Raw genomic sequence first — 21,532 nt, 5'->3', positions numbered from 1 at the left:
AGATCATTCGTTCCCTTCTAAAATATTTTGTGTCAGTTGTCGAAAGTAAATCCCACAGACTGTTTTTTCCTTTGTTACCTCGATCCGACAAACATGGTCACATAACAATTGTCGACTAGAGAGGTCTTTTAGGTGAAGCCATTCTTTCACTTTTGCTTCACACTGTTGGAGTGAAAGAAACGAAGAAGTAGACCTCGGCTTTTGAAGAGCTTGCAGCTGTTGCTTGAGTTCTTCCAGTGAACAATTGCCCTCTTCAAATGCCTTGAGCCATTGTGCTTCTTGTTTCTTTTGTTGGATTACTTTGTGTTTTTCATCTTTTCGCTTTTCGGCTAATTGTTGCGTCAATTGGGCAATCAAGGCTTGATAGACGCCTTCGTATTGAAAAAAAGCCTGTATCTTTTCCAATACTTCTGACTCAACCCTTTCTGCCCGAAGAAAGATTCCTTGGCAGCTTCGGTCGGTACAATGATAATAATGAAGCGTCTTCGTCTTCTTTGTATTCCATTGATACTTCGAACTCAGATGACGACCACAGAAGGGACACTTAATTTTTTGACGTAATAAGTACGGATACGTATCTTTTTTAGCTGTACGTCTGGATTGTCGAATCTCTTGAGCTTGTAAAAAAGTTGTTTTTGAGAGAATCGGTTCAAAGGTTCCTAGATACTTCCCCAAAGAGCCTCCTTTGATTTCGCCATAGTACAATGGATTTTTTAGGATACTATAAATGTGATAGGGCTGAAAAGGACGTTCGCGCAAGAAGAGCTTTTGTTGCGTCAATCGTTGACAAAGCTTTTTGTAGCCATATTTTTTAGTCAAATAAAGTTGAAAGATATGGCGGACAACTTTTGCTTCGTGTGCTTCTTGTTGGATTTTCCCATTCACTAAACGATACCCATATGGAACCGCAGAAGATAGATATTGCCGTTGTTGCTTTTTGTAGGCAAGTCCGGCACGAACATTTTCAATAATGACGTTTCGTTGTTGTTCTGCAAAAGTGAACAATAATTGCACAAATAGTTTATTCGTTGAAGTGTGCGAGAAAGAAGCAGGAAGAGGTTCAGAAATCGAACAAACTTGAACTTGATGTTGTTGGCACAACTCAATAAATTCTAAGGCTATTTTGGCTTGACGTGCCAATCGATCATAACGCCAGACATAGATCACCCCCTCTTCTTCTGACGCACAAACCCAAGCTCTAAGCTGTCGAAAAGCTGGACGATCCGCTTTTTCCCCTGATTCTCCTTTGTCTGAAAATCGTTGAGGAATTTGTTCATATTTCTCTAAAACGTACTCTTTCACTGCATCATATTGGGCGTCATTACTGATTTTCGCTTCTTCATAAACAGACGTTCGATCATAACAAGCCACACGCATGCTTGATTCCCCTCTCTATGAATGAACTAAATACCATTCTTTCACATCTCTTCCATTGAACGAACGTTGCACAAAGCGATTTTCTAAATATCCTTCGTTCTTCAACGCTTGAAGAGTACCTCCAATAGATCCAGCAGATACCCCTCTTATTTCGAAAGCCAAGTAAATTGGTTGTGTAAAAAAGGCTTGATTTGAAAAATGTTCTTGAATATACAGAAGAACCTCTGCTTTTAGTGTCATTTTATTTTTAGTCATTAGAATTCCCCTTTCTTAAATGTTTGATTGAATGAAGTAAATGAAGCATAGATCAAGCTTCATTTACTTCCGTTTGGGTTTGCTCGTCATCATACAGATAAGTAATCAGTTGTTTTGCTAAATCAATAAGAAATATTTCCATAACATGGTGCCTCACTTTCATACTTTGGTTTATTCTAAATTACAATCGAAAATACGATTTGAGTGAAGAAGGTAATAGAATCTCGTATGTTGGAAGAACTTGACGATTCATGTGAATACGTTTCGTTCTTCTCCCTTTTTCTGCACACATATTACCCGAATCAAGCAATTGTCTAAAAAGATAGGTTAGATCCTTTACTTGAAATTCTCGCCTTAACAAGTCCTCAAACGGGATAGGAAAAATATTTACCTTAATATCCCCATTTTTTTGAATTGATACTTTTCCCCAAATCGTACTGGGCGTATGTTTGTTGTCACTGTTTGTTAAAAATTTATGGCTATTCATCACCAACAATGTTTTCACTCGGTCAAATACCGTTTGCTCACTTCCTAAACTAGTATCTACAATTAACTGTTCGTACGAATTAATAAGCACCGTCTGTATATGCTCTAATCGTAAAGGATAGCCCAGTATATCTTGAATTAGGAGAGCTCCACTATAAATCAAAGCTAGATTATTACCAATGCGTTGCTTCAAAGAATGTTCAGGTAAAACAGCCCATATTTTTTTTTGAGCTTCGACAAAAGTTGCTTCAATTTTTGCAATCCCTTGTTCAAAGAGTTTCAAAAGAAATAACTTTATACCCCAACCAAAAGTATTAGAAGAAAGACTTTTAACTTTCTCTGCGTGATTCGCATCCTTTGTAAACTTGATATCAGAAAACTCGATATATCGAACTTTCAAACCAGTTAATTTCTCATTGAAATAATTTTCCAAACGCTCTTCAGAAGAGGTAAGGGTCAAAACAGAAAAAGTCTCTTGTGGCATAAGCTGACAATTAGAATCTAATCTTAGCCTTTCTTCTCCTGAAGCTAATTGATAGATCAACGAGCTAAAGTTATTTTGAGTTGCTGCTCCTAACTCATCTAGTATTAGTGGAACACCTCCCTGATTGTTTGATGCTAGCTTTATAATGGCTTTATTGGTAGCATTCATATTTCTAAGAACCGTAGTTGGATTTCCAAATAAAGAGGCAATAAAGTGTAACGTAGTGGTTTTACCCGTTGTGCTCTTGCCCTGTAGGTTAATTAGTAAACTCAAAAAAGTATTAGCCTTCGTAACGTTTAAATAGCCTAACACAATAGAAGCAATACCAATCGACCAAGCAAGTTCTAAGTTCGTTCCTAAAACATACTTATGAACCAATGCGTCAAATTCCGCTTCTGTACCATTAGTTGTTAATTGGTAGCATGAGTTTTTAGTTAATACAGAAGGAATTTCACGTCCAAAAGAATCTTGTAACTGAAAAATCATTGCTTCATTTTCTTTTTTCCAGCCAAGAGATTCATGTTCAAAAAAGATTGGAGCATTCTCCCGTTGAATCTGTAAAAAGTCAACGACTTCAGCTTCTCTTCTAGCTTTAATGATTAAGCCATGTTTTGCTAATTGTTTAAAATTATTAGTTTGTAAACATCCACCTTCTATTTCTATTTCATCCCAACAATGATCGACATAATAGGCAAGAACAAGTGTAATGACTTTTTGTTCGATATTTTTGCGTATTTGCTTAATAAACATCGGACAAGCAACTTTTTCTTCTTGACCTTCTTTCACCAAAAATACTCCTTCTTGATTCAGTTTAAACTGGTCAAAATAATATTCTTGATTGGATTCTAATGATTCTACAGAAGGATTTACAGGTTTTGGCAACGGATATTTTTTTACAAAGTCTTGAATATCTTTATTTTTATCCGAAGCATGCAGACAATGAAATCGAATCTTATTATCAGCCGTAACAGACAAACAAGAACCATTAGAATTATTCGTGTGTTTTCTTAATGGACATTCGTCAAATATAAGTAAGGTAACTCCTTTATGATCGCCCTCTTTTATGGTATAAGTTAATTCAGGATAGTGAGCTAACCATTGTTTATAGTCTGCTTGAATAAAAGGTAACACTTCTCTAAAAGATGGATGGCTTTTTACTCTAGAGGTTGACATCATGGAATTTTCTTCAACTATCTGTTCAAGAATTTTAAAACAATTACTTCTATCTATGTTATCGGGAATAGAAAGGAAACTAGATAAACGATGCGGACGCTCTTTTGTGGACTTTCCTTTGACCGCTGGTGTACCAACTAATTTGCATAATCTTGAAGGATTATAAACAGAAGTATCAATATCAACTTCATCTTCTACTCCAAATCTTCGGTGAAGTAATTGAAGAAAATTCTGAATAGTAAGAATCGTCTCGTGATTATTTGGTTGTTCATTTATGGGAAGAAAAATATGGTAGCCATTCCCACTATCAACTTTTACAAATGATTCTATTCCCTGTTCTTTCAAATAACGTTCTACTTGTTCCATAACATTTTCTGCCTTTTTCTTTTCGCTATCTGTTGCACTTCCCTCTTTCCTTTTAGGGTCAATATCAATAAATACAAACCGAATTTTTTCAATATCATTGTCTCTCACAGAATGCTTTTTTTGTGTAATCACCTCTTGTTTAATAGGATTATAAGTTATGTTTACTGTACCTTCAGACAATTTCTGTTTTTCTAAATAGTTAATAATTGCTTGAGAATCTGCAGTAGAAAAAATATGAGAAACGGTTCTCTTGTTTAATGTAGAAAAAGTTCTCAAATTAACATAAGAAATCCCCAGTGTATTTAACAGTTGTAAATGCTTCTGAATTGAAGTGTGATTCATTTTCATTAATTACCACTCACTTTCTAAAAAATTTTTATTTGTATGACTACATTACCTCCAACCTCTCATAATTTCATGATCTTCAGTTCTACAAAAATATATCCCACTCAAAATATTGACAAAAGAAAAAAGTTGTGATTTCCAAAATCACAACTTTTTTTCTTTTACGATAAATCAATCCTTATTAAATTATTTAGGAAAATATTGTTCAATTATTTCTTTATATATTTTCTCATAGTATGTTTCTGTCCATCCTAATGTTCCTATAAAATCAAGTCCTCTACGTTTTAAAGGTTCACTTAAACTATTAATATAGTTAATAATGTTGTCTATCCTTTTCTCTTTATCTTCGCCTTCAATCTGGGGAGCATATAGTCCAATTTCCTCCCAATAATATGAATCTCTTTCAATTCCCATGATGGTAGCTTTGGCTAATTTCAAATCAAATAACGATTTTAGAATTCTTAGTGTCTTAATAAAGTCTTCTCTCTTCAACTCTTTAATCCATTGTGAATTTTCTGGATTATCTAAAATTTCAAGTTCATCTTCATTATAAGTATATTTCAAATTTGACTTGCTTAACTCATAGATAAATGAAGTTTCTTGACTCATAATTCTTTTAAGTACTTGACTATAAGTTTCGTTTGACTTTGCCCATTTCGCTAATTCTACCACTGTATTCACTAATAAATCGAAATAATGATGTTCTCGTTCAATAGTCTCAGCATTTTGAAAATGAAAATCACCTTTATAAACTCCATTCTTTTCCACTGTTTTATTAATATTTTCTTAATTGTCAAATTAAGTTAGACAAATCATCAATACTTACGTAACTCAAAAATACTTCCAAAGGTGTTCGATAATTCAGTGATTTTCTAGGAATATTATTTCGTTTCGATGCGACAGATTGAATAAAAGATTCATCTACTGAATTGAAATCCATAGATTTCAATAAACCATCTCTACGTAACAATCCGTTAGAATTCTCGTTTAGGCCTCTTTGAGACGGCGTTCCTGGATCAGCGAAATAAATGGCAATATCATTGGCATTACTGATCTGTTTCCAATTTGAAAATTCCTTTCCACAATCAAAAGTGATGGATTTGAATAGATTTTTCGGTACAGATTCAAACCAATGATTTAATTTGTTTTCAATATCAATCGCTTGTCTACCACACGGTTTCAATGTGATGATAACTTTTGATAATCGCTCAACTAAGGTAATTACAGCACTTTTATGTTTCAAACCTACGATAGTGTCACCTTCAAGGTGACCAAACTCATTTGAGAATTGGCTATAATCTTTTTCACGTTCATGAATAGAGCGACGGAAAGCTTGTTTTCCACGTCTTTCTTGATGTCCATTTGGTTTACGCTTGCCTTTCATCGGTAAGTCAGAAGGATTAAATAGCCCCTTTTTGAACATACGATAAATGGTACGAGCAGAACAACGAATAGGAAACGCTGCACGACCAACAATCACATCGGGTGTCCATCCTTGAACAACCTTTCTTTGAATATATTCTGATTGTTCCTCAGGTAAAACAAGCGGGCGTCTACCACAGTTTGATTTGTTTTTCTTATACTGTTGATAGTACTCTAAGGCTGATTTTCCTTGCTTGAAGAACAGGTATACTTTATGGATCGTTTGTCTTGAACGATTCAAGCAATGCGCAGTTTTCGCAACAGATTGATTTATTTTGAAATAAGACTCTATCATTACAAGTTCATCCGTTGTAAGATGGGTATAGGTCATTTGTACTCACTCCTTATAATTCTTTGGACGGAACTATTTTGAGTGTAGCACAAATGACTTTTTTAGTTGTCTAGCTTAATTTTACAATCGGCGTTTTTTAAAAACCAGAATGAGTTTGCAAATTTAGTCGTACTTTTTCGATTAACTAAGTTAATAACTCTTCCATGTAATAATAAGACAAAAATACATAAATTTTTAGCTTCCTTATTATTAGATACTAATTGATCAATCATAGGGAGCCATTTTTTGATTTTCACTAATTGATCGCTCATAAATCTTTCACTGGACTTTTGTTCAATCTTAAATTGCAAAACTTCTAACTCATAATTCCCATCTTCTGATTTATTTTTGGGAACAACTATCAAACTTTTATAAAGTTTATCCACATCAAAATTTATCTTTTTTGCATAATTTGTATCCATTAATACATCTCCTTATTCATAATAAATTTCATATGACGCTCCTCTCAAAATTTACCGGTAGACTAGAAAAAAGAATAAAAGATACGTCAATTCACACTTTATTCTTAAAAAAAAACTGGTCTCTCTACCGGTAATATCGATTGAGTCCGCCTTTATCGACTTTATCCTTTTTTTATATTAAATGTTTTCACCGGTAGACAGGGAGAGAAAGAATAAACTAAAAGCCCTTAATTCTTAATGTTCTCACCTCCTTACCGTTCCTACCGCTAAAATTTAATATAACTAAATTCTATAACATTAGAAGAAATTTTAAATACCTTTGATAAAAAATATTGATGTTTTTTCTCTCATTGTTTACAAACTAGATAGCTTATGTATTCTTATTAAAAATAATAGATATTTCGAACATCATCACTCTCATCTACTTAATTTCGCATTTTTACTTTATAAAAAAACTGATTCTAAGAAAATTAAATAATTTTTCTCAAAATCAGTTTTTCTTTGATAAATAATATTTTCAATTATTTAATCATTTGAAAATTGTTAGTCATTCCAATACGTTGAGAAATTCTTCCATCTGTATAAACACGGAATTGTTTTCCTCCATTCATTACCGTATTTCCAATATCATCAGTAGAAATATCAACTGGATAAAATTCTCCATTTTCATCTTGCATTAAATCTTTTCTATATTGGGTGGATTCAATAATATTAGTATTTGCTTCATTTTTATCTGGAGACTCATAAATCCATAACGCTTTATTATTTAGTACAGTTTCTTTAGCAGCTTCCCAACTTGAAATTGCTGAGCTACTTGTAGATTGCGTCGTTGTAGTTGTTGCTTGTTGAGTAGCTTCTTCTACTACTGGAGTTTGAGGAGTTTGTCCATTCACAATATCAATGAAACCTTGTTTTAGCTGTTGATTTTGAGTTTCGTTAAAGTACATATAATTATTTTCATTACCCTGATTTTGTTGCGTTAAATAAACTTTAGGTTGTCCATTTTGAAAACCAAAGAAATATACATGCTGCCCTAAATATTCCCCAGTTTCTACATCAGAATAAACCGCTACTAAATTGAAATCTGCATGACCAGTTCCATCTTCTGACCATTGTACGGTAACTGGTGCTTCATTGATTGCCATTTTCCAATTGCCATTAATCACGGCTTGTGGTAAAGGAGTGCCATACAGACTTACATTATTCTGAGGATTGTAGCTTTTATATTCTTGCCCTAATGTCTTTCCCCATTGTGTGACAAAAGTTGCTAGTTGGGTAAATTTATTTGTATCCCATAATTCTTGTTTTATTTGAGAATCACTCGTATCTGAACTCGTTGCCTTACTAGACTCTGTTGTGTTAGTTTCTAGAGTAGTTGTTTCTATTTCTTTTGTAGAAGATTCCTTTCTTGTTGTTTCAGTTTCATGAGTTGTTGAATCCACTTGTTTCTTTTGTTCATTTTGAGAGACAGTAGAACATCCTCCAAGTAAAAGAATCATGCCTAATAGGAATAATCGTTTTGCTTTCATCCTGTTTCTTCTCCTAATAATAAATTTGAATTCATTCAAGAAAAAGAACCACCCGTATAAGTGGTTGCTTTTTCTAAATAATTATTTCTTTAACAGCTCTTGCTTCAATTGTTGAAACTCTTCTTCTGTAATCATATTCGTTTCCAACAAATGAGAAAGTCTTTCTAATTGAGAAAGAACTGTATCAGAAGACACGATATCAGAAGATACTTCTTCAAATTCACCTTCTAAAATATCTAAATCTTGTTGGAGACTTTCTTCTGTATACGCTACATTTTTCCCTAACTCTGTTTGAAGCTTTGTTGCCATTGGTTTCATAGACAAGTAATTGATGCCTCCTGAAACAATGCCTCCCACAACTGGTACTGCTTTAGAAATACCTTTCGCAAAGGTATTTTTAGTTAACTTTGTACCAAAAATACCTAGTACTCGTTTGATTACTGGATAATACAACGTTTGTGTCAATGCTTTTTGAGGAATCTTTTTCAATGCTTGTGTAGATAACTTTCCAGACATCGCTCGTACAGCAGAACCTGCAGAAGTTACTCCAAGCATAATTCCCAAATACAATATCAACGTATTCTTTGCTTCTTCACTGAGCTCTCCATTCTCTCCCATTAAATCCTTAAATCCATAAATGTACGAAATTTCCTGTGCTAATCGTAATGAATAACCAAAGAACTGAAGGAGATCCGCTGGAATAGTTGCTGCCATAGCGATACCTCCTGGCAGTCCAGTTGCTAACGATACCGCACTTGATTTCAAGGTAATCGATTGAATACATTTTTGTGCTTCACGATCTAGCATTTCTTTGGATAAAAATGCTTGTGGACCCTTTTCTATGAGTCCTTCAATATCAGAAACTTTTCCTTGAAATGTTTGAATCAAAAATGCTCGACGATCAACTTTGACCATTGGTAATTTGAATGCTTCTTCTATGATTCTCAAACCTACTGTTTCTTCATTAGCCATGTACATGTTGCTCCTTTTGTTGTTGTCTGATAATACTTTGAATCCATCTCGTTGAAAAACCATACCTATCCGTTAATTTCCTAGAATCAATGGAATGGTTTTCTTGTACCATTGTTTCAATTTTTTGAGCGACTAATTCTCGGTCATACATTTTCATTGGAAACGATAACTGTTGCCCACGAAAAGCAATATAAAACTGATAAAGTAAATCCGTGTCTAGTCCTTTTTCCTCAAAAAATTCATAGATACTTTTATACGAACTCGTCAAACATTCCCCATCTACTTTCACTTGCTCACCTCCATTTCCTCTGACATTTTAAAAATATCATATTGATTCCTTCATTGATAATGCATATAACATGTATCATCACATGTATTTTTAAAGTCAAAAAGCATGTAAAACTACTTATAAGTAACATGAGAAAATAAAACGTTATTTTTCTTGAAATAATAATTGACTATCTGCCAATTGCCATTCATTACGAACATGAATACTTAGTGGGTGGGATAACTTGCCTTCTGCATTTATCAATACTTTGGTCATCTTCTTTTGTTTCGCACTCAATTGATCGTAAATAGTCTTTGCCTGTTCATAAGCCACTTGACTCGTCGCTGTAATCGAACCACAAGCAAAAATAATGGTATTGATTTTCTTTTCTGTAAAAACAGTCGTTAATATTTCCAAAGATTGTTCATCATTTCCTCGAGGAAATACCCGAGGACTTTTCGCTTTTGTATACGAAAAAAGATTCACGGCAATAAAACCAGTAAATCCCAATTGTCGGATATTCTTTTCGATGAGCAACATACTCAAATCATTCGTAAATGGTTCTGTATCTGTTGGACGAATGGTAATGACTACCGCTAATTTTTCTTCCGCTTCTTTTCCTTTGATCGCCCATTGTCGTTTGAAAACATAGCGATGGGTATGATGAGGGTCTCGCCAAACCTCTGTTTGTGTGGTCACTAATTCTTTTTCAATCATCTCTTTTTCTCCTATGCTAATTTTTGTTCAAGCAATTCAATCACCATTGCCGCTATAAGTGTCAATACTAGTTGAAAATATTTCATATTCTTTCTCCTTTTTTCTTCAGAATTTGATGAATCGCTGTAAGGATATCTTCTAAACATTTCGCAATCATTCTCAAATAATCGATCTTATTCATTGGTTCCTCCAATCTGACTCCAAACCAAACGTCCTTCTACCAGTAACCCGCGAACAAATTCTCGCTGGCTGGTAATATCTGTAATGAAATAAACCACGTAGTCTTTCCCATCTTCTGGTGCGCAATAAATATAAAGATGTGTCATTACTAAACGTGGTAGAGTAACATCTTTAGGAAGCATACCCATTTCAATTTCCTCTTTTTCCATCGTAACGGATTCATAGCCCCACTCTTCAGAAGTAGTGACTAGCTGTGCACACTTTTCCAGTACTTCGATAGCCGTTTCTAACAAGTCATTTCGCTCCTTTCTTTTAGATACTAGTATTCTTCTGGTAATAACATCGTTTGATACTCACCCGAATCAATGACCCATATTTTTTGAGACACTGATTTCAAACAAAGCTTAGGTGAAATCAGATACTCTTTTCTTTCTTCCGGTTCTTCTTGACGATGAACCAACTTTTGATTTCCTTTTTCCGTAGAAAATTCAAAAATTTGAAGATAGTCTAAAGGAAGTTGCTTTTGAACGTTTTGATCGATTAGATTCCAACATAAAGCTTGTAATTCCACCGGCAAACTGTCCATTACTCCCTTTGTGACATAACGTTGTCCTTTATTTTGAAACATTTCTTTTTCCTCCTTTGCCATAAAAAATAGCCCAATCTTTTTTATAGAAGATTGGGCTTCATGGATATAATATATATTTGATATTCAATTTGATTCATTTTATACTATTAAAAACAGACAGTACTAAAAATAGTGAGAGTGTAAAATATTTTGTGTAAATAGAAAAAAGGAAGTCCCTTCTGTAGAATAGAGTTACCACAACACATTCACAGAAAAGAGGACTTCCATATGAACGATTTTACTACAGAAATTCTAAAGACTCTAGCGAACAAAGGCGATTTGAATGAATTATTCCGTGTCCATTTGGAAAAAGCTGTCAATACGCTTCTCAAAACGGAGTTAACGGCTTTCCTCGATTACGAAAAGTACGATCGTATTGGTTTTAACACGGGTAATTCTCGTAACGGCTCCTATGACCGTACGGTCAAGACCGAGTACGGGGAACTTCATCTCCAGATTCCGCGCGACCGCAACGGCGAGTTCAAGCAACAGACTGTTCCTGCTTATAGACGGACGAATGATACCTTAGAGGAGACCGTCATTCACCTCTTCCGAAAAGGTATTACCATGTCGGAAATCGCAGACTTGATTGAGAAAATGTATGGGCATCACTACACGCTCCAAACCATGTCCAATATAACTAAAGTGCTGACTGAAGAAGTAAATGCATTTAAAGTTAGAACTCTAAATGATAAGTATGTCGCTATTTTCATGGATGCTACTTATATTCCTTTAAAACGGCAAACCGTCTCCAAAGAAGCAATCTATATTGCCATTGGTATACGAGAAGACGGCACTAAAGAAGTACTAAGTTATGCGATTGCTCCGACTGAATCGACCTACGTTTGGAATGAGTTGTTACAGGACATTTACTCCAGAGGGGTTCATGATGTCTTACTGTTTATTACCGATGGCTTAAAAGGCATGAAAGATACGATTCACCAGATTTATCCTAAAGCTAAATACCAACATTGCTGTGTTCACGTTTCCCGTAATATTGCTCATAAAGTACGTGTCAAAGACCGAAAAGAAATCTGTGATGATTTTAAGGCTGTTTATCAAGCTAGCTCAAAGGAAGAGGCAAATACCTTTTTAGGGAGTATGATTGAGAAGTGGCAGAAAACTTATCCTAAAGTGACGCAGTCACTGATAAAAAATCAAGATTTATTGACTTTTTATGAGTTTCCGCCTGGTATCCGCCGAAGCATTTACTCAACTAATTTAATCGAATCTTTCAATAAACAAATCAAGAAATACAGCCGCAGAAAAGATCAGTTTCAAAATGAAGAATCACTAGAGCGTTTCCTAGTATCCATCTTTGATACATACAATCAAAAATTCTTAAATAGAAGCCATAAAGGCTTCCAACAAGTGACGGATACATTAGCTTCAATGTTTACTGAGTAACCCATTATTTTGCAGAAGGACGAGTTATTTACACAAAATTATTGACGCTCCCAAAATAGTTTATTGGAGGAATTCTTATATGTCTTGGATTAATGATATTTTTTCCATAAAAGCTATAAAAGATATTAACTATAGAAAAAAGCAAGATAAACAACGTGCTACAAATGATTTACAACTAACAATGTTAAGAAACAATATTGAAAGACATGAACTTGAAATAGATGAATATAGAAAAAAACAATTAGAACACGAAATAACTTATCGTTCTAAGGAATGGACTTTTCAAGATTATAATAATTTTTCTAGTTCTTATTTAAATGAAGCAAGAAGACTACTTGAAGATGGCGAAATAAGAAAACTAATACTTTTGATAAATGAATTATTTACTAGAAAAAGCATAATAAATGGCACTTGGTATGCAGCAACAGCTATTACTGGTAACCAGAGTTATCTACACCCTGATATATTTAATATAAAAAAAGTATGCTATCATCTCCCCATCTTTCCCAATGAATTTTCACACAGTTTATCTAATGAAACTAGACCTGAATAATTCATAGATTAAAAATGCACTCTAAAAATTAGCGGGAGATCTTATCGCATGAAGGACTACTTGCTTGATAAAGATGTCCTTCAGACACCTATAGATGAGAAAAGCAAGAAAATCGGTAAAAACTAGCATATTTTCACCGGCAAAAAATTACATTTGAAAATCGGGATTGACAACTTATCAGAAAAAAAAAAAAGAAATCACCGATAGTTTTTCAAAAAAGTTATTGTTTTCTCAATTTATTCCTGAACGCGTCAAATATGAAGTAAAAAAATACGAAGCTTACTATTCTTCTTATCTTGTCTTCGGGGAGAGCGGCACTGCAAAAAAAAAATATCGCTTACCAAATTTATCTAAATCAGACTAAGAATACCAACTACCTGATCTCGATCAATTGCAAACTCATTACAGACAAACTATGGAAATTTTTGATCAATGCCACGAATGGTCCCTTCATGGATGTTCACAATACGATTTTCTTTGAAAACGTGGAACAATTAAATACAACGGCAATCGAACGCCTCGTCACGTTGATCAAAACCACCAATGTACTCAATCACAAGCAACTGATTTTTACCTATGACAGCAATAAAGCAACAGACCAGACGATTTTTAATCGACTAGTAAGCCAATTAAACTGTGCGAAGATCTACGCACCTGCCATTCGAGAACGCAGAAATGAATTAAGCATCATCACGACACTACTTTTGAATAAAATGAATATCGAATGCACGAAAGAAATCATGGACTTTGAACCAAATGCCCTCGAATTATTGCTAGCTTTTGACTGGCCAGGAAACTTCGATCAGTTGCAATACTGTATCAAAGAACTTGTCGTCAATGCAAGCACCCATTATATTTCTGAACATCAAGTCACAGAATTGCTGAACAAAGAACATTTGATCCAAAATTTCACTCATCTCAAGGATCATTTTACTGTCAAAAATCCCTTACATCACCCCACGTTGTTCGACTACACCAAAGAAATCATTTTAAGCGTATTAGAACAAAATGAAGGGAACCAAACAAAGACAGCCAATCAACTTGGAATCAGTCGAACAACATTGTGGCGCTATTTAAAAGAAGAAAGTTAAAAAAATCTGAGCGTGGGACAAAAGGCCCCCCTTTTGTTCCACGCTCCTACCAAAGCTTGTATATTACTGAGTGGTCATTTAGTTTGTGAAGATTTAACAAGAAAATGCTTTTCACTATATTTCAAATAAAAGAAGTAAATGATATCGATAGTCAACAACTGTAATAATAATGAATGGGTAGCCCCACTTCCATAATGGCCATTATCAATGTTATCAGTTCTAGAAGTTTGTACCACATATGTCACAGCTTTTTCTAGATTTGATTTGCCAATTTGAGTCATTCCGATCGTTACCATTTGATTATTGTTAGCTTCTTTTACTAAAGCTAATACCTCTTTATTTTTCCCTGAATGTGAGATTCCCCAAAAAACATTTTTTTCGCCACCTTCTCTACTTAGCTGTTGCCAAACCAAAGATTTATCTTTTTCAAATAAAACTGTCTTCCCTAATTTGAGCCACTTTTGCCTTATATCTTCTGCAGCTATCCCAGAAGTTCCTACGCCAAAGACATAGATTTTATCGGCACTATACAATTTTTCAACGATTTCAGAAATCGTTGTTTCGTCAAGCAATTCATCCATTGAATCAATGATTAATTTATCATTCATTATTAATTTCTTCTTGGTCACTTCAAACGATTCATTAAAAGACATACTACTATATTCATTTCTAACTTGTTTTTCAATCGATCTTGAAATGGCTAATTTAAAATCAGAATATTTTTTGTAACCTATTTTTTTGGAAAAACGAGTAACTGTTGCAGCACTAGTAGCAGATAGGTCAGCCAATTTTTGAACAGTCATCTGAGGGATATCGGTAAAATTAGCTAAGATATATTTTGCTAGTTTCTTTTCAGTGATTGATAATTCACCTTGAACATTCTCAATATTTTTTATAACGCTCATTTTTTTCTCCTTTATTTTTTCCTATAATAATAATAATACACCGCCTTTGTGTTAAAATCTTGGACGATCGGTAAAATTTTACTATTTTTTATTTCTAATTTTTTTAGCAACATTTTTCTGATTGTTTGATTTTTTTCTAAAACCGAACCAGCAAAAGCAAGTTCCATTTGCTGCACGTGCATTTTATTAAGTAGCCGTTCAAACAAACAGGTCAATGAATCCACCGTCGCCGTTAAAATTTTAGCCTTTTCTTTACTTTCTTTCGTATAATACTCCATAAATAAAGCCGCTTGAGCTACCTCTTTTTTATTTTTTTCATAGAAATTGCTAATTGCTTTTAATGGATCATTCTCACCAATAAATGCTAAAAACGCTTGAGAAAACTCCGTTAGTGATTGCCCTTCATCCAAATCATTTACTAATTGTTTGTAACAAGCTAAACCGAGAGAATAAGCGCTGCCTTCATCCCCCAAAAGGTGTCCCCAACCGCCTACTCTATAGAAAACTGAATTTTTCAACCCATAGCCAACAGAACCTGTTCCGGAAATCAGTAAAGCCCCATCTCGTCCCTGCAATTTATTTATTAACGCTAATTTTGCATCACTAATCACAACCACAGGGCAAGAACATAATGCTTTCAGGCTCTTTTCGATGGTTTCTTGTGCGCCACTGGTTTCTATTCCTGCAATTCCTATAAGAATCATTTTGACATTTTCTTGGTATTCACTCAATAAATGTAGTAATCCTTTTTTTAAAGTGTGCACCGCTTGTTCTTTTTGTACCATTATATTTGCTGCATCCAAATCAAAATCCTTCATCAAACTTCCGTCTACACGATACAAGCTAAATTTAGTTTTTGTGCCACCTGCATCAACCCCAATTAAATACTCCATAAAAATGCCTCCTACAAAAAGAGGACTCAGATGGAAAGTCCTCTTTTATCGTTTATTTTTAATTATTTTTCGTTTAATTGCTTTTGCATTTTTATCAACCGCTCAATCAGTGCTTGTTCACTCATGGCCGTCATCAATTGATCTTGTGCATGGATCAATAATAAACTGATTGCCCCTTTACCAGCTAAGTTGTCTTGTATCAGTTGTGTTTGAATGTTGTGTGCTGTATTCATCTCTGCTTTTGCTTCCACTAATAAGTCATCAATCTGTTGATACTCCTCATTTTCTGCACAATCCAAAGCTTCATACAACAGTCCACGTGCATTGCCACTATGAACAATTAATTCAAAAATTGTTGCTTCTAATTCTTCCATTTTTTTCACATCCATTATAAGCTATTTTTTATTAATAGAGACGATAAATAAATAAGTGACAAATCACAAACATCGCTAAGAATGTCAGAAAAGTAAAATAAATATACCGTTTACAATTGAATTTTTCCTTTTTATCCAAATATAAAACAATACTTGGAAATAATAAGCTGATTGTTAAAAGATTGCCCCAAAAAATTATTTTTTCAGAATGATATTTTGTACTGAAGTAAATAAAAATAACGTTTACAATCAGTAAAAGTAAAACATAGACGACCGCGTTTAGATACCGCGCATTGTTTCTCATGCTTCTTCCAACTCAAGTTCTAATTGCTTTTTATCATAAATTTTAAAGAAAGGATAATAAACAAAGGTAGCAATTAAACTATTGATAATAACAAGCACGATGGCATGCCAATCACCGCCAGTTGCTAAAAATGCGCCAATTGGAGCAGGTAAAGTCCAAGGTGGTTGCACGTACATCAAATGAACAAATTCCAATTTAAAAGCAAACCAAGTAACGATCGTCATAATAACTGGGGCTAAAATAAATGGAATAAAAAATAACGGATTAAGCATAATTGGGAAGCCAAATATAATCGGTTCATTAATATTGAAAATACTTGGAATTAAACATGCGCGACTGATTGATTTCGTATATTTTGCTCGACCAAAAATAATGGCACAAATAATTAAACCTAAAGTAGCACCCGAACCGCCAATCCATACGAACCATTGGAAAAAAGTTTCTGGCGCAATATGAGTTGGTGTTTGATGATTGGCCACCTTTTCTGCATTTTCCGTAAAATATTGAAGCCAGATGGGACGTGCGACAGATCCCACAATTGAATCACCATGAATCCCAAATAACCATAAGAATGTGACTAATAAGACTGGAACTAACACGCCTAAGAAAGTATCGCCGGCTTTCACTAAAGGAGAGAACAAGACTTGAATCACTTGCTCTAAGTTAATTTTGAAAACTACATTAATTGTCCCAATCACCGCAATAACAATCGCTGCGGGAACAACTGCTTCAAAAGAATGCGCGACGGAACTGGGAACTTGTTCTGGCATTTTAAACATTACATTTTTTGTTTTACAAAAACGTAAAACTTCTACTGCAAAAATAGCTAAAATCATACACGGAAAAATACCTACAGACCCTAGAGACTCCATCGGTAACATTAAACCTTGATCAAATTGAATAGGCATGATGCTCAATAAAAAAGCAGCGACGGATAACTGGCCACCTGTCAATGGATCTAAATCATAACTTTTCGCTAAATTATAGCCAATGCCAAAACAAATATAAAGCGACATAATCCAAAAAGTCATTCGATAGGGAATTAAAATCTCATTGATATGAGCTGTTGCCCATTGGTGAATCCCCCAAGTCTCTGGCACCGGCGGAAATGCAATAATTAAAAAGAAACTACCGACAATAATAAATGGAATGGCTGACACTACCCCGTCACGTAATGCTCTTAAATGGCGTTGCTCTGAAATTTTTGACATCGGCAATGCTACTTTTTCCTCTAAGATTTCAAAAAAATGGTTCATAATTCGCTTACAACCCTTCTTTTAATTAGTTTGTTGAATTAACTCTAATAAATGTTTCCCACCTAATGGACTATAATCTCTAGGTGGAATCAATTCGATTGGTATCTTCATTTCATCAGCCATTTCTTTAAATAATTTAAATCGATGTTTCACCTGTGGTGCAACTAAAATCATATCCCAGTGACTGGATTTCATTGCATGCTCTGCTTCACCACTACCAACTGCTGAACTTTCTAATTCGACATTATTTTTTTTTGCTTCCTTTTCTAAAGCTTTTTCGACAATCGCACTTGACATTCCACCAGAACAAATAAATAAAATATTTTTCATCGATGATCCCTCCAAATCAAATTCGTTTACGTTCATTTTGCTTTTTTATAAACTCTTGATACCAATAGAAACTGTCCTTCTTATACCGATGATAAGTACCATTTCCTTCATTATCCCCATCAACATAGATAACACCATACCGCTTGTCCATTTCACAACTACCCGCAGAAACAATATCGATGATGCCCCATGCAATATATGCGCGTACATCCACTCCATCTTCTTTTTTTGCCTTAATTATTTCTTTAAAATGAGAATCAAAGTAATCAATTCGATAAGAATCATGAACTTGCTTATTGACTAACACATCTTTCGCTCCAAACCCATTTTCAGAGATAATGACAGGACAATTGTAGCGATCATAAACTTTGTTCAAGGTCGTTCGCAAGCCAACTGCATCAATCTGCCATCCCCATTCACTCGCTTTAAGGTAAGGATTTTTAGTGGTCACCACCAAATTACCTGCCGTTTTTTCCGCCTCTTCTGTCGTGACAACACTTGAAGAATAATATGAAAAAGAAATGAAATCACAAGGAAACTCACGTAAGATTTGTTTATCGTTTTCTGTTATTTTTAAGTCAACATTATTTTTTTCAAAAAATGACTCCATATAGTACGGATACTGCCCTTTCATTAATACATCACTACAAAACCATTGATTTATTTGTTCCTCTTTGACTAATTTGAAATTGTCTTCCGGTTTTGAAGTCAATGGATAATAACAAAAGCATGAAATCATTGCACCAAATTGACCTCGAACCTTTAATTTCTTCGCTAATTGGATCGTTTTTGCATTCGCAATAAACTGATGATGTAACGACTCAAACACTTTTTGGTTACTGTATGCACGATCCTCAGGTTTAACTAAACCGGTTCCATTATAAGGACTAAAATAACCTGCATTGATCTCATTAAAAGGTAACCAATAATCAACGTACTCTCCCCAATGCTTAAAGACAAACTCAGCCAAATTTAAATAATACTGAATCATCAATCGATTGGTCCAACCACCATATTGCTCCACTAAATATAACGGTACTGCATAATGGTTCATGGTCAAAAAGATCTTGATCTTATTTTTTTTACAAAACTCAAAAATTTGATCGTAATATCGCACCCCATCTTTATCTGGTTCTTCTTCAATCCCCTTTGGAAATAAGCGTGTCCAGCTTAATGAAAAACGATAAATTTGAATGCCTAACTCTTTCAATAAATTTAAATCTTCTTCGAGATGTTCATACCCTTTTGCACCTACTCTAAAGGGGTAATAGATCTGATCATTATTTTTTTTTGCCTCGTCGATTGTTTGCTGAGACAGTAACCTTGTTTGTACAGTTGCATTATTACTTCTTGGTAGATATGGTCGACAATCTTGCGTATCCATGCCTTTTTTTTCAGCAAAACCTCCTTCATATTGACTAGCCGCAGTAGCCCCTCCCCAAAAAATCATTTTCGCAACCCCTTTCTTAAAAGATAAATTTATTATATATCACCAGAAAATGAATTTCAACAAAAACATGTTTTTCGTGAAAAAATAATTCACACAGACTGACATAGCCTTTCGTATCCCTTTTTTATTAACCTCTATATGATCAACCAATAGAAAAGCTTACATCATAAAAAAGAGGCTAAGTCAAAAGTATGAAACGCCAAAAAAGAAAAAGGCATACACGAAAATGTTTTTTCAAATGGTTATGTCTATCGACTGATTTTCTTGAACGGGTTGTCTTTCTCGTTTTTAATTGATTTTATCTAAGCTGTTAACGAAAAGAATTTTTAACAAAAATCACTATGCCCAAGATAGTCATGGATTCATGATACTGTTCAATTTTTTAGAGTACGATAAACATGAACTATCAAACACATATATTTATATTTCTTCACAACTAAAGCCTTAAAGATGGAGTTTAACGTCTTCTTTAATCCTATAGACTCTTTTTTTGCTCATCTCCATCCTTAAAAAATAACTTGGCATATACCATTCTTTCAAAATAAAAAGAGACTGGGACAACACGTGCTCCAGTCTCTTCTCGTCTCTCTAAAAACGGATAAACGGTGAGATAAACGTAGCATCTTCAGAAAATAATCCGAAATTTACCAAAAAGTTGAGAAGCAATTTTCGAAAAATCCCTTCTTATTTCTTGATAGGAAACACTTTTGTCTTAACCTCTTTTTGTTTTCGGTCGATCATCGCTCAAAAAAAAAAATCCGAGAAAAGCGATCATCCACTTGCAATCAGTTTGATTTTCTTAAGGAATCTTTTAAGGAGATTGCTTCCCCATTGCGTTTCCGTGCGCTTAATTCCCCAATTGCTATGAATAACAGATCACTAGATGAATTTAAAGCTGTTTCTGCCGAATCTTGGATCACACCGATAATAAATTCGATACCTACGACTTGCATCGCAATCTCATTTGAAATACCAAACAAGCTGCAATAGCTGACATCATCACCCAACCTGAAATACCGAAAGTATATAAAAAGACTGGGATAAAAACAGATAAGACAAAACCTGGATAAGATTGCACGATTTTCGCCAATGGACTAAATGCCCAAACAACCACTTCAAAGAAATCAACATTTAATTGTACTGTAATAAACCAGCCAACGATTAAGATAAATGTAATTGGCAATAAGCTATTAAACCAACCCACCACGAAATCAGGGATCGGTGTGTCTCATCGAAAAACGATCTTTTAGCCGCAAAATTCATCACACAGGCAACAAAAAGACCGGAAATAATCGCAAGAAACATGCCTGTAGCTCCAAACCGAGAGAGGATAAACGTTGCATTTCCTTCAGCAGATATTGTTGGAAATAGTAACATCATGAATAACACTAAGCCGGTAGCACCTGAAATCAGTTTTTGTCCACTGTTTCCTTTTTTTTCCATTAGATAATAAGGAATCAAAAAAGAAACGATCAAACCAAACATCCCAAAAGAAAAATTACTAATCATTGAAAAATCAGGTAAACCTGCAAAAAGATTTTTTAACAGAGAAACCACTGTGACTAATGAACCAACAAAAACTAACGGCAAAGCTGCCATGATTGAATCTTGGATTGCTGATATCCAAGGATTCATGACAATTTTATTTACTTTTGGCGCAAATTTATTTGTCATGAAGTCCATAATTTTGTTCATCATTCGTTAGCCCTCCATACTTAATATCAGATCTAGTGCCTTATCTCCATTCAAAGTGCCATAGGTTGCTTGTGGAATGACTGCTACTTTCACGTTCTTTCCTTCAATTTGTGCTTTGAGATCTGCTAACATATAAGATAAATGCGGACCAATCAATAGATAATTAATCTCATTGATCCGTTCATCCAATTGAGATTCACTAGCCGCTTTCACGGTCACTTCTTCTCCTCTTCTTTTCGCTGCTTTTCGAATAGCAGCCGCCATAAATCCACTAGAAGCCCCTGAACCACAAATCAATAAAATATTTTTTTTCCATCTT

At 34.4% G+C, this 21,532-nt stretch carries 22 protein-coding genes and 2 pseudogenes; 3 read left to right on the top strand and 21 right to left on the bottom strand.

The annotated features are described in order from the left end of the window. Positions 1 to 3: 3 nt before the first annotated feature. From MKX69_RS01385 to MKX69_RS01330, 12 genes are all read right to left on the bottom strand, one after another. Positions 4 to 1,377 (bottom strand): recombinase family protein, encoded by a 1,374-nt coding sequence (locus MKX69_RS01385; RefSeq protein WP_341008471.1) that lies wholly within the window; start codon positions 1,375 to 1,377, stop codon positions 4 to 6. Positions 1,378 to 1,392: 15 nt separating this feature from the next. Continuing rightward, the gene (locus MKX69_RS01380) at positions 1,393 to 1,632 is read right to left on the bottom strand and encodes a hypothetical protein (RefSeq protein ID WP_341008469.1); all 240 of its coding nucleotides are present in this window, start codon (positions 1,630 to 1,632) and stop codon (positions 1,393 to 1,395) included. 181 nt (positions 1,633 to 1,813) lie between these two features. Next, positions 1,814 to 4,489, bottom strand: a complete 2,676-nt coding sequence (locus tag MKX69_RS01375) for a DUF927 domain-containing protein (RefSeq protein ID WP_341008467.1) — start codon at positions 4,487 to 4,489, stop codon at positions 1,814 to 1,816. A 183-nt stretch (positions 4,490 to 4,672) separates the two neighbouring features. After that, positions 4,673 to 5,254 (bottom strand): hypothetical protein, encoded by a 582-nt coding sequence (locus MKX69_RS01370; RefSeq protein ID WP_341008465.1) that lies wholly within the window; start codon positions 5,252 to 5,254, stop codon positions 4,673 to 4,675. Positions 5,255 to 5,279: 25 nt separating this feature from the next. Next, a complete protein-coding gene (locus MKX69_RS01365; RefSeq protein ID WP_000222573.1) occupies positions 5,280 to 6,239 on the bottom strand; it encodes an IS30 family transposase in 960 nt (319 codons plus the stop codon). A 62-nt stretch (positions 6,240 to 6,301) separates the two neighbouring features. After that, complete coding sequence (locus MKX69_RS01360) at positions 6,302 to 6,661, bottom strand: hypothetical protein (protein WP_341008463.1); 360 nt, start codon at positions 6,659 to 6,661, stop codon at positions 6,302 to 6,304. A 521-nt stretch (positions 6,662 to 7,182) separates the two neighbouring features. Then, entirely contained in the window at positions 7,183 to 8,190 is a 1,008-nt protein-coding gene (locus MKX69_RS01355; protein WP_341008461.1) for a DUF4767 domain-containing protein, read from the bottom strand. 81 nt (positions 8,191 to 8,271) lie between these two features. After that, positions 8,272 to 9,162 carry an EcsC family protein gene (locus MKX69_RS01350; protein ID WP_141409994.1) on the bottom strand — a complete coding sequence of 297 codons (891 nt, stop codon included), beginning with the start codon at positions 9,160 to 9,162 and terminating at the stop codon, positions 8,272 to 8,274. Then, a complete protein-coding gene (locus MKX69_RS01345) occupies positions 9,155 to 9,451 on the bottom strand; it encodes a hypothetical protein (RefSeq protein ID WP_002324318.1) in 297 nt (98 codons plus the stop codon). Before MKX69_RS01345 ends, MKX69_RS01350 begins: the two co-directional genes overlap by 8 nt. 144 nt (positions 9,452 to 9,595) lie before the next feature. Further along, a complete protein-coding gene (locus MKX69_RS01340) occupies positions 9,596 to 10,147 on the bottom strand; it encodes a DUF1643 domain-containing protein (protein ID WP_038811441.1) in 552 nt (183 codons plus the stop codon). 173 nt (positions 10,148 to 10,320) lie between these two features. Continuing rightward, positions 10,321 to 10,620, bottom strand: coding sequence for a 4'-phosphopantetheinyl transferase (locus tag MKX69_RS01335; RefSeq protein ID WP_141409993.1), 300 nt, complete (start codon positions 10,618 to 10,620; stop codon positions 10,321 to 10,323). Between the two features lie 26 nt (positions 10,621 to 10,646). Then, on the bottom strand, positions 10,647 to 10,955 hold the full coding sequence (locus MKX69_RS01330) for a DUF960 domain-containing protein (protein WP_104876373.1): 309 nt from the start codon (positions 10,953 to 10,955) through the stop codon (positions 10,647 to 10,649). 228 nt (positions 10,956 to 11,183) lie between these two features. Between MKX69_RS01330 and MKX69_RS01325 the strand changes: the two genes are divergently transcribed. The 3 genes from MKX69_RS01325 to MKX69_RS01315 all read left to right on the top strand — a co-directional run bounded on the left by MKX69_RS01325 (position 11,184) and on the right by MKX69_RS01315 (position 14,006). Beyond that, positions 11,184 to 12,362 (top strand): IS256-like element ISEfm2 family transposase, encoded by a 1,179-nt coding sequence (locus MKX69_RS01325; RefSeq protein WP_341008454.1) that lies wholly within the window; start codon positions 11,184 to 11,186, stop codon positions 12,360 to 12,362. Positions 12,363 to 12,441: 79 nt separating this feature from the next. Continuing rightward, positions 12,442 to 12,915 carry a hypothetical protein gene (locus tag MKX69_RS01320; protein ID WP_258528989.1) on the top strand — a complete coding sequence of 158 codons (474 nt, stop codon included), beginning with the start codon at positions 12,442 to 12,444 and terminating at the stop codon, positions 12,913 to 12,915. Between the two features lie 452 nt (positions 12,916 to 13,367). Further along, entirely contained in the window at positions 13,368 to 14,006 is a 639-nt protein-coding gene (locus tag MKX69_RS01315; RefSeq protein WP_141409998.1) for a helix-turn-helix domain-containing protein, read from the top strand. Positions 14,007 to 14,080: 74 nt separating this feature from the next. Here MKX69_RS01315 and MKX69_RS01310 read toward each other — a convergent pair whose 3' ends face one another. From MKX69_RS01310 to MKX69_RS01270, 9 genes and pseudogenes are all read right to left on the bottom strand, one after another. Next, a complete protein-coding gene (locus MKX69_RS01310; protein WP_141409992.1) occupies positions 14,081 to 14,911 on the bottom strand; it encodes a MurR/RpiR family transcriptional regulator in 831 nt (276 codons plus the stop codon). An 11-nt stretch (positions 14,912 to 14,922) separates the two neighbouring features. Beyond that, on the bottom strand, positions 14,923 to 15,804 hold the full coding sequence (locus tag MKX69_RS01305; RefSeq protein ID WP_258528994.1) for an N-acetylglucosamine kinase: 882 nt from the start codon (positions 15,802 to 15,804) through the stop codon (positions 14,923 to 14,925). A 62-nt stretch (positions 15,805 to 15,866) separates the two neighbouring features. Next, a complete protein-coding gene (locus tag MKX69_RS01300; RefSeq protein ID WP_141409991.1) occupies positions 15,867 to 16,178 on the bottom strand; it encodes a PTS lactose/cellobiose transporter subunit IIA in 312 nt (103 codons plus the stop codon). A gap of 300 nt (positions 16,179 to 16,478) precedes the next feature. After that, on the bottom strand, positions 16,479 to 17,738 hold the full coding sequence (locus tag MKX69_RS01295) for a PTS sugar transporter subunit IIC (RefSeq protein WP_104869937.1): 1,260 nt from the start codon (positions 17,736 to 17,738) through the stop codon (positions 16,479 to 16,481). Between the two features lie 21 nt (positions 17,739 to 17,759). Further along, the gene (locus MKX69_RS01290; RefSeq protein WP_104869936.1) at positions 17,760 to 18,068 is read right to left on the bottom strand and encodes a PTS sugar transporter subunit IIB; all 309 of its coding nucleotides are present in this window, start codon (positions 18,066 to 18,068) and stop codon (positions 17,760 to 17,762) included. A gap of 16 nt (positions 18,069 to 18,084) precedes the next feature. Next, the gene (locus tag MKX69_RS01285; protein WP_141409989.1) at positions 18,085 to 19,518 is read right to left on the bottom strand and encodes a glycoside hydrolase family 1 protein; all 1,434 of its coding nucleotides are present in this window, start codon (positions 19,516 to 19,518) and stop codon (positions 18,085 to 18,087) included. A 785-nt stretch (positions 19,519 to 20,303) separates the two neighbouring features. Continuing rightward, positions 20,304 to 20,504: pseudogene (locus MKX69_RS01280) on the bottom strand (hypothetical protein); the annotation flags it as partial. After that, positions 20,504 to 21,213 (bottom strand): annotated as a pseudogene (locus MKX69_RS01275) (PTS transporter subunit EIIC); the annotation flags it as partial. The pseudogenes MKX69_RS01280 and MKX69_RS01275, both read right to left, overlap by 1 nt. 6 nt (positions 21,214 to 21,219) lie before the next feature. Continuing rightward, entirely contained in the window at positions 21,220 to 21,516 is a 297-nt protein-coding gene (locus MKX69_RS01270) for a PTS sugar transporter subunit IIB (RefSeq protein ID WP_104869934.1), read from the bottom strand. Positions 21,517 to 21,532 lie beyond the last annotated feature (16 nt).

The organism is Enterococcus sp. FSL R5-0957 (assembly GCF_038008005.1).
In the GTDB taxonomy this organism is placed as follows: domain Bacteria; phylum Bacillota; class Bacilli; order Lactobacillales; family Enterococcaceae; genus Enterococcus_B; species Enterococcus_B faecium.
This window is presented reverse-complemented; position numbering and strand designations above follow the sequence as displayed.